The sequence below is a fragment of the Herbaspirillum sp. meg3 genome (assembly GCF_002257565.1).
GTDB lineage: Bacteria > Pseudomonadota > Gammaproteobacteria > Burkholderiales > Burkholderiaceae_D > Herbaspirillum.
The window spans coordinates 1,682,308-1,697,515 of record NZ_CP022736.1; the positions used below are offsets into that span (position 1 = coordinate 1,682,308).

The following is a 15,208-nucleotide window of genomic DNA, read 5'->3' on the forward strand; positions in this document are numbered from 1 at the left end:
GCAAACAAGAATTCGTGAATTTGTGATCAGACTCCGATAGCGAGGCTCACCATGGCAACTGCAGTTACCCCAAAACCGACGCCGGCAAAAAACGGCAATGCCGCTGATGCAGCTAATGCGGCCAATCCTGTTACCGGCTCGGCCAGCGTGGCGATGCCCGATCAGGGTGGCAGTTTTCACGTCAATGTGCCGCGCAGCGCTGTCAAGCATGTGCAGGTGGTGGACGTCGACATGGTGCTGGAGATGGCAGACGGCAGCAAGGTCGTGCTGGCCGGTGGTGCGTTGGGAGCAATGGACGATAACTCCAAGATTATCTTCAGCGATGCGCCGCAGAGTACCTCCGGTTTGTTTGACCTCGTCGGCAAGATTCCGCTGGCGAACAGCGATCAGTCGAAGATCCTCAATTCGGATCCCACTGCGGACGCCGCTGCAGACAATCACTTCACCTCCAACAACAATGCTCAGGTCAACCCGGCTGCGACCAGCCAGCTGGCGAAAATTATTCAGGACAATGCGGGTTCGCTGACCAGCAACGGTTTGCAAAACTTGGCCTTGCCGTCAATCCCAGTGCCACCCGCACCGCCTGTGTCGAACGGCGCCGATACACAGATCAAGCTGGTGTCCCCTGTAATACAGGAGCGTCCTGGGGCGGCGTTGACGGATCCCGTAAAGGGGCCGCAGTCGCCGGCGATGAGTCTCAACCTACTTAATGTGGCCACCACTACGCAGGTTGGTAGCGTGCTGTATGGCAGCGGCGGCAATCCTGGGTCGGCCACCGATGGTTCAAGTCTTGCACAGTTTTCGACGCAGAAAATTGTTGCTGGTAACGATGTTCATACCATCTATGCCACCGGTAGCGCTACGCAAACTGATTTCGTCAAGATTTTTGAGGTCAACATTACCGGCGACGGTATTGTGCAATCGGTCTTGATTTCGGGCGTGCCGTCAACAATGACGATCCTGAACGCGACCAACCTTGGTGGCGGTAGTTATCTGGTCACACCGACGTCAACAGGTCAAAAAACATTTGACCTGCAAGTTCAGTACAGTACGGCGGCTGCCAGTCCTACAACGCCGACGGCTGGTACATCAATCATCAGCTTCGACACCACGGTGGTGACGAACGATGGTCCTACCCATCTGCTGGATTCCCGTTCAGTGGTTATCAAAGATGCCAGTGTTTATACCGATCTGATTTATCTTGATCCCAGGAACGGTAGCAGCGTCTGGGTTTTGCCTGCACAGGGTACGCCGCATGAGATTCATGCCGGCGATGGTGGCGTGACCATTTACGGCAGCAACGCCAACGATTTGATCTATGGCGGCGCGGGAGCCGACACGATCATCGGCGGTAGCGGCAACACCTATTTTGAAGGCGGCGCCGGTGCAGATGTTCTCACTGGCGGGACGCAGGGCGTCAATACAGCAGGTTACAAGACGTCCACTGCGGGTGTGACGGTCGATCTGACGACGGGACTTGGTACCGGCGGCGACGCGCAAGGTGATGTCCTGAGCAACATCCAGAACCTGATCGGCAGCGCCTACAATGACACCTTTGTTGCCAACAACAAGGTCAATCATCTCGATGGCGGCAGCGGCGGCTCCGATACCGTGTCGTATGCAACGTCGACTTCGGGCGTGACGGTCAATCTGATTACCAACACCGGTAGCGGCGGCTATGCCGAGGGTGATACCTATATCAACATTCAGAATGTGACTGGGAGCAATCACGACGACTTGTTTATCGCCAATCTGTCGGCAAATCACTTCGATGGCGGTAGTGGCGGCTCTGACACAGTGTCTTATGCGACCAGCCCTGTCGCCAACGATGGCACGGGGGTGACGGTCAATTTGACTACCGGTGTGGGTGCCGGTGGTTCGGCCGCCGGCGATACCTATGTCCACATTCAAAACGTTATCGGGTCAGCCGGGAATGATACGTTTGTCGCCAATATTGACGCCAACAGTTTCGACGGCGGCAGCGGCGGACAGGACACGGTCAGTTATGCGAACTCGGCGGTCGGCGTATCGGTCAACTTCGTCAGCGGTCGTGGCGTGGGTGGCGACGCCGAAGGCGATACTTACAATCGCATTCAGAACGTGATCGGGAGTGCCTACGATGACGTGTTCATCGCTGGTTCCGATAGCCAAAGTTTCGACGGCGGCAGCGGCGGCTCTGATACGGTCAACTACGGCGCATCGAACGCCGGCGTCACAGTCAACATGGTGACCATGAAGGGCACTGGCGGCTATGCGCAGAACAACAGCTACGCCCACATCCAGAACGCCACCGGCAGCTCTTATTCGGATACCTTCATTTCGGGCGCGGGGGCTAGCCATTTTGACGGCGGTCTGGCGGGTTCGGATACCGTGAGCTATGCGCTGTCCAATGCCGGTGTCACCGTCAGCCTGTACGACGGTACGGCGAGCGGTGGCTATGCGCAGGGCGATACGCTTGCACATATTCAGAATGTGATCGGCAGTAATTTTGACGATACCTTCGTCGCCAGTTCGGAAGTCAACAATTTCGAAGGTGGTGGTGGCGTCAATACCGTCAGCTACTTCTATGCCACGGGTTCGGTGACGATTGATCTGACCAACACTATCGGCACCGGTACCGGTGGCAGTCTGTATGCCAACGGCGACTCTTTCTCGAACATCCAGAATCTGATCGGTGGCGCTTCTGACGATACTTTCATCGCGAGTTCGGCCGCCAACAAGCTTGATGGTGGCGTGAGTACAGCGGGATCGCACAATCGTGTCAGCTATGCAGCTTCGGATGCCGGTGTCACGGTGGATCTGAATTACACCAATGGCACCGGCACCAGCGGTGGTTATGCGCAAGGCGATCAACTGATCAATGTTCAGGATCTGACCGGCAGTAACTTTAACGATACCTTCGTCGCCAATGCGGCGAACAACAACTTCGACGGCGGTGGCGGTTCAAACCGCGTCAGCTACGCCACGTCGACTGCCGCCGTGACCGTCGATCTGGTCGATGGGACCGGTGCAGGCGGATACGCAGCGGGTGATACCTACGTCAATATCCAGAACGTGACAGGTAGCGCGCTGAGCGACACGTTCATTGCCAGTGCCGCAACCAATGCTTTCGACGGTGGCAGCGGCGGGAGTGATACCGTCAGCTATGCACGCGCCAGCGATGGTGTCGGCGTGACGGTCAACCTGGTGACCGGCAACGGCAGCAATGGTTTTGCTGCCAACGACACTTATACCAACATCCAGAACATCATCGGTTCGTCGTACAACGACATCTTTGTAGCGTCCAACGACGTCAATCGTTTTGACGGCGGTGGCGGTTCCGACACTGTGAGCTATGCCTCGTCCGGTGCTGCGGTGACGGTCGATCTGGTTGGCGGAACGGGGACGGGCGGTTCTGCCCAAGGCGATACCTACATCAACATCCAGAACGTCATCGGTTCGTCTGCAGATGATCTGTTCATCGCGAGCACTGCCGCCAACGCGTTCGAGGGCGGCATCAGTACGGCAACTTCGCACAATCGCGTGAGCTATGTCAATTCGACCGTGGCAGAGACCGTCAACTTGTTCACTGGCGCAGGTACCGGCGGTCTTGGCAGCTATGCCAACGGCGATACGTACAGCAACATTCAGGATGTCACCGGCGGTTCGGGCGACGATACCTTTTTCGCTAGCGCCGCAGCCAACAAATTCGACGGCGGCACCAGTACAGCGACCTCACACAACCGCGTGAACTATGCCAATTCGACCGTGGCCGAGACAGTCAATCTCTTCCTGGGTACCGGCAGTGGCGGCGCCGGCAGCCTGGCTAACGGCGATACGTACACCAATATTCAGGATGTCACCGGCGGTTCGGCGGATGATTTGTTCATTGCCAGTGCTGCTGCCAACAAGTTCGACGGCGGGATCAGTACGGCGACTTCACACAATCGTGTCAGCTATACCAATTCAACCGTATCGGAAACCGTTGACCTGTTCCTTGGAGCCGGTAGCGGTGGTGCCGGCAGCCTGGCCAATGGTGATACGTATGTCAATATTCAAGATGCTACCGGCGGCACAGCCGACGACATATTTATCGCCAACACGGCAGCCAATGCATTTGATGGCGGCAGCGGTACAGTACATAACCGCGTGAGCTACGTTAATTCGACGGCAGCAGAAACGGTCGATCTGTTCCTCGGTACCGGTAGCGGCACGTTCGCTGCAGGCGATACTTACGTCAATATTCAAGACGTCACGGGCGGTTCCGGCGACGACACCTTTGTCGCGAGCCTGGCAGCCAACAGTTTTGACGGTGGCACCGGTTCGCTACACAATCGCGTCAGCTACGCCAATTCAACCGCGTCGGAAACCGTCAACCTGTTCACCGGTGTGGGCACTGGTACGCTGGCACAGGGCGATACGTACACTAATATTCAAGACGTCACCGGCGGTACTGCCGACGACTTGTTTATAGCCAACGCAGCTGCCAACAAATTTGACGGCGGCACGGGTTCGTTGCACAACCGTGTCAGCTACACTAATTCCACAGCGTCGGAAACGGTTGATCTGTTCGCTGGCACCGGTACCGGCACACTGGCGCAAGGCGATACCTACACCAATATTCAAGACGTCACCGGCGGCACTGCGGATGATACGTTTATCGCCAGCGCTGCGGCCAACAGCTTTGACGGCGGCACGGGTTCGCTACACAATCGCGTCAGCTACGCCAATTCGACCGTAGCGGAGACGGTCAATCTGCTCACCGGCGCAGGGACCGGCGGTGCCGGTAGCCTGGCCAATGGAGACACGTACACGAACATCCAGGATGTCACCGGCGGCTCGGCCGATGACTTGTTCATCGCCAGCGCTGCTGCAAATAAATTTGATGGCGGCGCCAGCACCGCAACTTCACATAATCGTGTGAGCTATGCCACGTCGACGGTATCCGAGACTGTCAACTTGTTTAGCGGTGCAGGTACCGGGGGTGCCGGTAGCCTGGCCAACGGCGACACCTACGTCAATATTCAGGATGTGACCGGCGGTACGGCTGACGATATCTTCGTCGCCAGCGCGGCAGCCAATAATTTCGACGGCGGCACCGGCTCCTTGCACAATCTGGTCAGCTATACCAATTCGACCGCGTCGGAGACGGTCGACCTGTTCCTCGGCACCGGTACCGGCACGCTGGCGCAGGGCGATACTTACGTCAATATCCAGGACGTCACCGGCGGTACAGCCGATGACACGTTCATCGCCAGCCTGGCCGCCAACAAGTTCGACGGCGGTACCGGTTCGTTGCACAACCGTGTCAGCTATGCCAATTCCACTGCATCGGAAACGGTCAACCTGTTTACCGGTGCAGGAACCGGCACGTTGGCGCAGGGCGATACCTATGCCAACATTCAGGACGTCACCGGCGGTACGGCCGACGATCTGTTCATCGCCAGCGCAGCAGCCAATAAATTCGATGGTGGCACCGGCTCTGTGCATAACCGCGTGAGCTACGTCAATTCGGCCGTAGCGGAAACGGTCAATCTGTTTACCGGCGCCGGGACGGGCGGCGCAAACAGTCTTGCCAATGGCGATACCTATGCCAACATTCAGGACGTCACCGGTGGTTCTGGCGATGATATCTTTGTTGCCAGCCTGGCTGCCAACAACTTCGATGGTGGCACCAGCACCGGGACTTCCCATAACCGTGTCGACTATTCGAACTCCACCGTTGCGGAAACCGTCAACCTCTTCACCGGTAATGGCAGTGGTGGTGCAGGCAGCCTGGCGGCAGGCGATACGTATCTGAATATCCAGGACGCGACCGGCGGCACGGGCAATGATGTTTTCATCGCCAGCGCGGCAGCCAACAAGCTTGATGGTGGCACCGGTTCGGACACGGTCAGCTATGCGGCAGCCAATGACGGCAACGGCGTGACCGTCAATCTGAATACCGGCGGCGGCACAGGTGGCTTTGCCGCCAATGATGTCTACGTCAGTATCGAAAATGTCATCGGCACGCAATACGACGACACCTTTGTCGGTAACGCTTCCGCCAATACTTTTGACGGCGGTACGGGGGGCAGCGATACGGTCAGCTATGCTGGCTCAAGCGCGGCGGTCACAGTGAATCTGAGCGTGGGTGGCGGTGCCGGCTCAGGTGGATTTGCGCAAGGCGATACCTACATCAGCATCGAGAACGTCATCGGCGGCAGCGGCAACGATTTCCTGACTGGGGCCACGACGGGCGTAACAGTACTGACCGGCGGTGCAGGTGGCGATACGCTAACCGGTGTTTCAACAAATAGTGCCAATACCTACGCGAGTTACGCCGGTTCCGGCAGCGCCGTCACCATTGATTTGAACTCTACCAATGGCAGCGGTACGTCCGGCGGCGATGCTGCAGGCGACAAGCTCAGCTTCATCGACAACCTCATTGGCAGCGGCAACGATGACACCTTCATCTCCAACCTGCAGGCCAATAGTTTTGACGGCGGTGCAGGTTCCGATACGGTCAGCTACATCAGTTCCAATGCAGGCGTTACCGTCAATTTGAGCGACGGCTCTGTCGGCAGCGGTGGTTATGCGCAAGGTGACCGCTACGCCAACATTGAAAATCTCATCGGTAGTAGTTCCGCCGACGTGTTGACTGGCGCCGCAACGGGCAAGACCGTGTTGACTGGCCTGGGTGGTGGCGATACGCTGGCTGGCACGGCTGCCAATCACGCCAATACCTATGCCAGCTATGCCGGCTCCGCCAGCGGCGTAACGGTCGATTTGAATTCTACCGACGGCACCGGAACCTCCGGCGGGGATGCGGCCGGCGACAAGCTCAGCCTCATCGATAACCTGATCGGCAGCAGCTTCAACGATACCTTTGTCGCCAACAACATTGCCAACAGTTTCGATGGCGGTGCTGGCGGCAGCGACACGGTGAGTTATCTGACGTCGACTGCAGCCGTGACTGTGGACTTGTCCAGCACCACCGGATCGGGCACGACCGGCGGCTATGCGACGGGCGACAAATTTACCGGCATCGCCAATATCATCGGCAGCAATTTTGACGATACCTTCTTCGCCAGTTCCGCTGCCAATGCCTTCAACGGCAGTGGCCACGGCACCAACGGTGATACGGTCAGCTATGCAAGGTCAAACGTCGGCGTGCTGGTTGACTTGTTCAATCATGTCGGCGGCGACGCTGTGACGGGGGTGACTTCATTTGCGAACGGCGATACCTACACCAATATTCAGAACGCAACCGGCGGCGGCGGCAACGACATTTTTGTCGCTGACGGCAGTCTGAACAGATTCGACGGCGGCGCCGGTATCGATACGGTCAGCTATCAGTACTCCACCGGCACCGCAATCACTGCCAATCTGGCGACGCATGCAGGCACCGGTGGCGATGCGGCGAGCGATACTTATGCCAACATTGAAAACCTGACCGGTAGCGCCAACGTCAACAGCACACTGATCGGCGACACCAACGCCAACACGCTGACGGCGCTGGGCACTACCAACACCAATACCTTGTCGGGCGGCGGCGCTGCTACCGGCACCGACATCTACAATGCGCAAATGGGTGGGACGAACAGCGTCACGGTCGGCACCGGCTTGAATACGATCAACGTCAGCGCCGGCTCTCATAGCGCGCTGGGTGCTCAGAGCGATATGGTCAACCAGAGTACGGGGACGTCGAATATTTCCACCATCAGTGGTGGCGCCGGAACCACGACCTTGCACTTTGAAGATCTGGGCAGCTCGATCACGCTGTCCAATTTTTCCAACAAGGTCAGCGGCATCACTACCCTGGACATGACGACCGGCAACGGAACAAACATCGTGATCACCGCTGATGACGTCATCAAAATGGGTATTGCCAGCGGCTCGTCGCATCTTCTCACCGTCAAGATGAGCAATAGCGAGAGCTTGCAGATCATGGCCAATGGCTCAGACCATTACGTCTACTTTCCGGGGACGACCGACTATGCGTTTTACAATTCCTCCAATGTCGAAATTGCGAAGATTCACTTAGCGTAGCAACATTGCTACATTGCTACATGGCTTGGCCGCGGCACTGCTCCGCTACCTGATTGGAACAGGTAGCGGACGTTTCATCATCTTGATGTTCAGCGACCCAGCTCTTCATCCAGAAAGCGCCAGATGCCAGGGTCGGCCATGCTGGCGACGTTAATGCGCATCTTGGTCGACGGCAGCTGATTCGGTGAGAACAGGCTGCCCGGCGCCAGCAAGAATCCCTGTGCCATCGCTTTTTCGGTCAGTACGCTGGTGTCGCACCCGGCATCGGCCCAGATGAACATGCCGCTGGCGGTCGCCAGGCCGGTATCCAGCCCGACACGCTCCAGTTGCCGTACGACTTTGTCGCGCACGCTGTTGAGGCGATTGCGCAGCCGTTCGGCATGTTTGCGGTAATGTCCTTCGGACAGAATTTTATAGATCACACGCTCGCCGATTTCACTGGTCGTCAAGGTCGAGAGCATCTTGCGATCCGCCAGATGGCGCGCCAGTTCGAGTGACGTGGCGATAAAGCCGACCCGCAGGTTGGCCGACAGCGTTTTCGAAAATCCACCGAGATAAATCACCCGCTGCAACTGATCCAACGCGGCGATGCGCGTGGCGGCCTGGACGCCTGCACCGGGGTGCATGTCGCAATAGATGTCATCTTCAACGATCATGAAATCGTGCTCTTCGGCCAGGCGCAAAATCTGAAACGCCTTGGCGGCCGACAGTGAGGTGGAGGTCGGGTTGTGCAGAACGGAATTGATCACATACAGGCGCGGCTTGTGCACTGCCGCCAACTCAGCCAGCTTGGCGATGTCGGGGCCGTCGGCCAGGCGTGGAATACCGACCACTTTTGCACCCATCGCAGCAAACGAACCAAACATCAGAAACCACGCCGGGTCGTCGACAAAGATCACATCGCCGGGACGCAGAAAATGGCGCGCAACGATGTCCAGACCTTGGGTCACCCCCGACGTCATGACGATTTGCTCGGGCGCGGCGGTGATTTCCAGCTCGGCCAGTTTGAGCTGCAATTGCTGGCGCAGCGGTAAAAAACCTTGTGGCGTGCCGTAGGTCAGCAGCAGTGACTGGTTCTGTCGGCCCACTGAGCGCAGGCCGTTGCCGATCAGATCACCGTCGAGCCAGTCCGGCGGCAGTAGTCCGCCACCGGGCATTTTGTTTGGCGGCATTTGGCGGAACATGTTGCGTACCAGCCATACCACATCGAGTTGCTGCGGCTGGGGAGAACCGTTGTCAGCCAAGCCATATTCATTGCCGGAATAGCCATTATTGCTGCGCAGCGGCAAAACTGTACCGGTCGCCGCATTGCCTGCGACAGGTGAACGTTCCCGCACATAAAACCCCGATCCGCGCCGCGATTCCAGAAAGCCTTGCGCCACCAGACGGTCATAGGCTTCCACTACGGTAAATCGAGAGACGCTGTGCAAATCCGCGAACTGCCGTATGGACGGCATACGTGCGCCGGTGCGTAGCAGCTTGTCGTCAATGCGCGACTGTACGGTTCGTACGATCTGATCGACCAGCGAATCGCCGCTCTCGCGTGACAGGAGAGGGAGCGTCGTGGGCGCATTGCCGGAGGGCGCGGACGAGGTGACAGGCTTGATTCGGGTAGCTGTATTGGTCATTTTGCCATGACAATGTTCGAGATTATTTGTCTAAGTGTACTGGTACTGTACTGGTTATGTCGATTAGGATAGACCCATGTCATGACAGGAGTCAATCAGCGCATAGCACGTAGTGCGTAGTGAACCGACGACAGTTGATGAAGTGACTACAACGCTTGTTGCAAGCGCCACAGACAGATACAGATGCCAGAAGCAGGAGATGAATCATGAATGACTTGTTGCCAACCCACGTCGAGATCGAGCAAGCCGCCAAAGCCGTGTATGCCGCCATGCCGGCCACACCGCAATATTCCTGGCCGTTGCTCAACGTCGCGCTTGGCACCGAAGCCTGGGTCAAACATGAAAATCATACGCCGACCGGCGCCTTCAAGATTCGCGGCGGCCTGGTGTACCTGCAGACACTGGCGCAACTGCCGCAAGCGCGGCGTGTGCGTGGTGTGATTTCCGCCACACGCGGCAACCATGGCCAGTCGGTCGGCTTTGCTGCGCGCCGCTATGGCATCGCCGCGACGATCGTTGTCCCGGAAGGCAACAGCAAGGAGAAGAATGCCGCCATGCAGGCGCTCAGCGTCGAACTCATCGAGCACGGCACAGAATTTCAGGAGAGCCGTGAGTACGCTGCCATGCTGGCCGAGCGCGATGCACTGCACATGATCCCGTCGTTTCACCGTGATCTCGTGGCGGGCGTATCGACCTACTGGATGGAATTGTTGCGCGCACAGCCTGACTTGGATGTGCTGTTCGTACCGATCGGTCAGGGCTCGGGTATTTGCGCGGCGGCCGCTGCACGTCGCGCATTGAATGTACGCACCCGCATCATCGGGGTGGTGTCGGCGCATGCGCAAGCTTACAAATTGTCGTTTGAAAACCGCAGCAAGATCGAGTCGCCGGTGAGCACCTTGATCGCCGACGGTATGGCTTGCCGGGTGCCGGACGATGCTTCGCTGGCGGTGATTCTGGATCAGGTCGACGAAGTGATCGCGGTCAGCGACGACGAAGTGGCCGACGCCATGAAGCTGTACTTCACTGCGACGCATAACGTTGCCGAAGGCGCGGGCGCTGCGGCATTGGCAGCAGCAATGCAGATCCGCCATCGCCTGCAGGGGCAACGCATCGGCCTGACGCTGTCGGGCGGCAACGTGGATCACGACATGTTTGCGCAGATCCTCTGCCGTCCGGACGCAGAAGAACAACAGCAAACATTGGCAGACAACAGGAGGGTGGCATGACTAAGCTGACACAACAACATCATCATCTGCACCTCGGCAGCGGCACGCTGGCGACCGGCAAGTTCGAGCGTAGCCGTCTGCTGCTGGTGCGCCGCGGTCACGTCTGGATTACGCAGGAAGGCCGTACAGAAGATTTTTGGCTCAGCGCCGGAGATGCGCTCATTCTGCAGCCTGGCAAGATGGTGGTGATTGAAGCAGCCATCGCCAGCGAAATTTATCTGGAGCATCGTTCAGAGCTGACCTTGCCGTTGTGGCTGAAGACGCGCTGTCTGGCAATGCGCTCCATGCTGCAACGCCGGTTCGGCAGGCCGGGGCGGGTTGCGCGCTTCGGTATGACCCCGCGGCAGAGAGGATATTGAGATGGAAGCATTGTTGCCACTGGCCTCGTTCGCTTTTGTCACCTCGATCACGCCGGGGCCGAACAACATCATGCTGACGTCGTCGGGCGTGTGGTTCGGTTTTGTGCGATCAATTCCGCACATGCTCGGCATTACTTTTGGCTTTGCGGTGCTGCTGGCAATTTGTGCTGCCGGCATCGGCGGTCTGGTCGTCGCCGTTCCTGCGATCCATGTGCTGCTCAAGATCGCCGGCTCCGGTTATTTGCTGTATCTGGCATGGAAGCTGCGCAGCATGAGTTTTAATCAGGACGTGCGCGCTGACGTGCGACCGATGTCCTTCGTCGGTGCGGCCTTGTTCCAGTTCGCCAATCCGAAGGCATGGGTGATGGCGATCACGGGCGCATCGGCTTTCTTGCCGCTGATCCAACCGGTATGGCTGGCGATTGCGATTTATTGTCTGGTATTCAGCGTGGTGAATTTGCCATGCGTGAGTGTGTGGGCAGGCGCCGGTGCGGTACTGCGGCGTTACCTGACGCAACCGTTGTGGCGAGCGGTTTTCAGCGGTGTGATGGTGGCACTGACGATTTATTCTGCAGTAGCGATCTGGCTTTAATTTAAGCTTTTAATACTCGTCGTCAACGCAAACCAAAAAGGAAATCGATGACCGCAAAAACAATGAGCACGACAAGTCTTGAATCGAAGGGCATGTGGCTTGGTTTTATTGGCGTTGCCATCTTCAGTCTGACGCTACCGTTTACCCGTATCGCCGTGGCGGAACTGAATCCGGCTTTCGTCGCCTTCGGCCGTGCGGTGGTGGCGGCGATCTGCGCCATCGGCATGCTGTGGCATCTCAAGGCGCCGCGACCGACGATGTTGCAGGTGCGCGGCCTGCTGATCACGGCGCTGGGTGTGGTGGTTGGTTTTCCTTTGTTCTCGTCGATCGCCATGCACTATGTACCTGCTGCGCATGGCGCAGTGGTGGTCGGCTTGTTACCGTTGGCGACGGCTTTGTTCGGTGCCTTGCGTTTTGGCGAGCGTCCTTCTCTCGGCTTCTGGATCGCTGCATTGATCGGCAGCATCATCGTGATTGTCTTTGCGTTACGTCAGGGCGGCGGCAGTTTTCATCTCGCCGATTTTGCCTTGTTCGCGGCAGTATTCGCCGCCGCGATGGGCTATGCCGAAGGCGGCCGTCTGTCGCAGAGCATGGGTGGACAGCAAGTAATTTGCTGGGCGCTGGTGCTGTCGCTGCCGGTGCTGTTGCCGGTGACCGTCTGGCTCGGCTGGCAGTATGGCGTGGACGCTTCGCCACGGGCATGGGGTTCGTTTGCCTATGTGTCGTTTTTCTCGATGTTCATCGGATTTTTCTTTTGGTACAAGGGGCTTGCGCTTGGCGGCATTGCGCGAGTTGGTCAAGTGCAATTGCTGCAGCCTTTCATGACATTGGTAGGCGCGGCGGTGATCGTCGGCGAACCGCTGGATGCGAGTAACCTGCTGTTTGCCACGGCGGTTATTGCCGTTGTGGCAATTGGCAAGCGCATGGCGATCAAACGTTAATTCAGCTCTACTTCAGTCCTGACAACGGTTTTAGTGAGGATGTCCGTCACAAAGTCGCGATATTTGCGATAATGGCGGATTCCAGTTGTTTTCTCAGTTTTTTACCTTAAACGTGCTGGCTTGCCGGGCATCAATACCGATAATGCTGATATTGATGCCGGACATTTCAGCCACAGCAAACAGGAGCACCGCATGTCCGTCTACGAAAAACTCAAAGCCCTGAATATCGAATTGCCGGCCGTCGCAGCACCAGCTGCCGCCTACGTCATGTACGCGCAAGCAGGCAACACCGTATTCCTGTCCGGCCATCTGGCCAAGAAGGACGGCAAGGTCTGGGTTGGTCAGTTCGGCAAGAACATCACGACGGAAGAGGGCAAGCTGGCAGCCCGTGCGGTAGCGATTGATTTGCTGGCGACATTGCAAGCAGCTTGTGGCGGCGACCTGACTCGGGTCAAGCGCATCGTCAAGCTGATGAGCCTGGTCAACTCGACCGGCGATTTTACGGAACAACATCTGGTGACCAACGGCGCATCCGAGCTGATCGGCGAATTGTTCGGCGAGCAAGGCAAGCATGCGCGTTCGGCGTTTGGTGTCGCACAGATCCCGATGGGTGCGTGCGTCGAGATCGAAATGATCGCTGAACTCTCCTGAGCAACTGAATTTACTTTGGGATTTGCCGGACCGGTCGATGACCGGTTCAGGCTTTCTCATTTACGTTCCCAATACGTTACCCAATTTTGGCAGGCAATATGAAAATCGAAAACCCCAATCCACTTCAGTGGAATTTCTCCAAACGTTCGCAGCAGCTGCAAAGCTCCGCCATCCGCGAAATCCTGAAGATCACCATGCGTCCGGAGATCACGTCGTTCGCAGGCGGTCTGCCGTCGCCGGCGACCTTCCCGGTCGAGCGCATGAAAGCGGCTTTCGATACCGTATTGACGAATCAAGGCAAGATCGCACTGCAATACGGCCCGACCGATGGTTACGGCCCGTTGCGTGAATGGGTTGCCGATTCGCTGTCGACCGACGGCGCCAAGATCCTGCCCGAACAAGTGCTGATGGTGTCCGGTTCGCAACAAGGCCTGGATCTGCTGGGCAAAGTGCTGATCGACGAAGGCAGCAAAGTGCTGGTCGAAACGCCGAGCTATCTGGGCGCACTGCAAGCGTTCTCGATCTACGGTCCGGATTTCATCTCGGTGCCGAGCGACGAGCAAGGCCTGATTCCTTCGGCTGTCGAAGAAATGGGCAAGGGCGCGCGTCTGTTGTACTCGCTGCCGAACTTCCAGAATCCAACCGGCCGCACGCTGCCATTGGATCGCCGTCTGGCGCTGGTGGAAGCCTGTGCCCGCATCGGCCTGCCACTGATCGAAGATGATCCGTACGGCGCACTGAGCTATCGCAACGATCCGTTGCCGAAGATGCTGAACATGAATCCGTCCGGCGTGATTTATATGGGTTCGTTCTCCAAGGTGCTGACACCTGGTATCCGCCTCGGTTACGTTGTGGCGCCGGTGCCGCTGATCCGCAAGATGGAACAAGCCAAGCAAGCTGCCGATCTGCACACAGCACAGCTGACACAGATGGTGGTGTACGAAGCAGTCAAGGACGGCTTCCTGCAAACGCATATCCCAACCATTCGCAAGCTGTACGCCGACCAATGTCAGGCCATGCTGGATGCGCTGCAAACTTACTTCCCGGCCGGCACCAGCTGGACCAAGCCGGAAGGCGGCATGTTCATCTGGGTAACGCTGCCGGCACACATCGACAGCGGCGAATTGCTGAAAGAAGCGGTCGAGCAGCACGTGGCCTTCGTGCCGGGCGCGCCGTTCTACGCCAACGAACCGCAACACAACACGCTGCGTCTGAGCTTCGTCACCGTGCCTCCGGAAAAAATCCGTGCCGGCGTCGAACGTCTCGGCAAGCTCATCGCCGCCAAGCTGTAATGGAAATCGGCAACCTGCCGTTCGGCACGACCGACTGGAGCACGGTCGAGCGTACCGAACACAAGGGCGACAGCGGCATGGCTACCTGGCGTACGCGCCAGTTCGGCCCTATCCGCGTGCGCATGGTGGAATACACGCCGGGTTACCTGGCGGATCACTGGTGCAAAAAGGGTCACGTCTTGTTGTGCCTGGAAGGTGAACTGCACACAGAGCTGGAAGACGGCCGCACCTTTTTGCTCACAGCGGGCATGAGCTATCAGGTGGCCGACAATGCCGAGGCGCATCGTTCGTCGACGGCAACCGGCGCCAAGCTTTTTATCGTCGACTGATCTGTCGGCAGGTAACAATGCAGATGTAAAAAATCGCAGAGAAAGAAATTTCTCTGCGTTTTTTTTGTTCGTTTTTCCGTTTTTCAGCTGAACTCAATGAATCCGGCTTGAGTGTTTCACCGTGCATCAACACAGTGAATTCACCTTTGTCCAGTCTCGTTTTTCGCTGCTTCTGCG

At 57.6% G+C, this 15,208-nt stretch carries 9 protein-coding genes; 8 read left to right on the forward strand and 1 reads right to left on the reverse strand.

What is annotated here, in order from left to right; genetic code table 11:
• Nucleotides 1-51 precede the first annotated feature (51 nt).
• On the forward strand, nucleotides 52-8,010 hold the full coding sequence (locus hmeg3_RS07610) for an S-layer family protein (RefSeq protein WP_232511918.1): 7,959 nt from the start codon (nucleotides 52-54) through the stop codon (nucleotides 8,008-8,010).
• 89 nt (nucleotides 8,011-8,099) lie between these two features.
• Here the strand turns inward: hmeg3_RS07610 and hmeg3_RS07615 are convergent, their stop codons facing one another.
• The gene (locus hmeg3_RS07615) at nucleotides 8,100-9,638 is read right to left on the reverse strand and encodes a PLP-dependent aminotransferase family protein (protein ID WP_094563209.1); all 1,539 of its coding nucleotides are present in this window, start codon (nucleotides 9,636-9,638) and stop codon (nucleotides 8,100-8,102) included.
• 206 nt (nucleotides 9,639-9,844) lie between these two features.
• On the opposite strand from hmeg3_RS07615, the gene hmeg3_RS07620 reads away from it, so the two are divergent.
• The 7 genes from hmeg3_RS07620 (at nucleotide 9,845) to hmeg3_RS07650 (ending at nucleotide 15,031) form a co-directional block, all read left to right on the forward strand.
• Complete coding sequence (locus tag hmeg3_RS07620; protein WP_094563210.1) at nucleotides 9,845-10,867, forward strand: threonine dehydratase; 1,023 nt, start codon at nucleotides 9,845-9,847, stop codon at nucleotides 10,865-10,867.
• Nucleotides 10,864-11,226: a DUF2917 domain-containing protein gene (locus tag hmeg3_RS07625; protein ID WP_094563211.1), complete on the forward strand. Its 363-nt coding sequence runs from the start codon at nucleotides 10,864-10,866 to the stop codon at nucleotides 11,224-11,226. The genes hmeg3_RS07620 and hmeg3_RS07625 overlap by 4 nt, the downstream gene beginning before the upstream one ends.
• Before the next feature lies 1 nt (nucleotide 11,227).
• Complete coding sequence (locus hmeg3_RS07630) at nucleotides 11,228-11,818, forward strand: LysE family translocator (protein WP_094563212.1); 591 nt, start codon at nucleotides 11,228-11,230, stop codon at nucleotides 11,816-11,818.
• A 62-nt stretch (nucleotides 11,819-11,880) separates the two neighbouring features.
• On the forward strand, nucleotides 11,881-12,759 hold the full coding sequence (locus hmeg3_RS07635) for a DMT family transporter (protein WP_369828862.1): 879 nt from the start codon (nucleotides 11,881-11,883) through the stop codon (nucleotides 12,757-12,759).
• A gap of 192 nt (nucleotides 12,760-12,951) precedes the next feature.
• Nucleotides 12,952-13,410 (forward strand): RidA family protein, encoded by a 459-nt coding sequence (locus hmeg3_RS07640; protein ID WP_094566196.1) that lies wholly within the window; start codon nucleotides 12,952-12,954, stop codon nucleotides 13,408-13,410.
• A gap of 98 nt (nucleotides 13,411-13,508) precedes the next feature.
• A complete protein-coding gene (locus tag hmeg3_RS07645; RefSeq protein WP_094563214.1) occupies nucleotides 13,509-14,702 on the forward strand; it encodes a PLP-dependent aminotransferase family protein in 1,194 nt (397 codons plus the stop codon).
• On the forward strand, nucleotides 14,702-15,031 hold the full coding sequence (locus tag hmeg3_RS07650; RefSeq protein WP_094563215.1) for a DHCW motif cupin fold protein: 330 nt from the start codon (nucleotides 14,702-14,704) through the stop codon (nucleotides 15,029-15,031). The genes hmeg3_RS07645 and hmeg3_RS07650 overlap by 1 nt, the downstream gene beginning before the upstream one ends.
• The last annotated feature ends 177 nt before the right edge of the window (nucleotides 15,032-15,208 follow it).

Excerpts from the sequence above, each read along its gene's own strand:
- hmeg3_RS07625 (WP_094563211.1), top strand. The coding sequence starts at position 10,864 with ATGACTAAGCTGACACAACAACATCATCATCTGCACCTCGGCAGCGGC.
- hmeg3_RS07615 (WP_094563209.1), bottom strand. The coding sequence starts at position 9,638 with ATGACCAATACAGCTACCCGAATCAAGCCTGTCACCTCGTCCGCGCCC.
- hmeg3_RS07620 (WP_094563210.1), top strand. The coding sequence starts at position 9,845 with ATGAATGACTTGTTGCCAACCCACGTCGAGATCGAGCAAGCCGCCAAA.
- hmeg3_RS07635 (WP_369828862.1), top strand. The coding sequence starts at position 11,881 with ATGAGCACGACAAGTCTTGAATCGAAGGGCATGTGGCTTGGTTTTATT.
- hmeg3_RS07630 (WP_094563212.1), top strand. The coding sequence starts at position 11,228 with ATGGAAGCATTGTTGCCACTGGCCTCGTTCGCTTTTGTCACCTCGATC.
- hmeg3_RS07645 (WP_094563214.1), top strand. The coding sequence starts at position 13,509 with ATGAAAATCGAAAACCCCAATCCACTTCAGTGGAATTTCTCCAAACGT.
- hmeg3_RS07650 (WP_094563215.1), top strand. The coding sequence starts at position 14,702 with ATGGAAATCGGCAACCTGCCGTTCGGCACGACCGACTGGAGCACGGTC.
- hmeg3_RS07640 (WP_094566196.1), top strand. The coding sequence starts at position 12,952 with ATGTCCGTCTACGAAAAACTCAAAGCCCTGAATATCGAATTGCCGGCC.
- hmeg3_RS07610 (WP_232511918.1), top strand. The coding sequence starts at position 52 with ATGGCAACTGCAGTTACCCCAAAACCGACGCCGGCAAAAAACGGCAAT.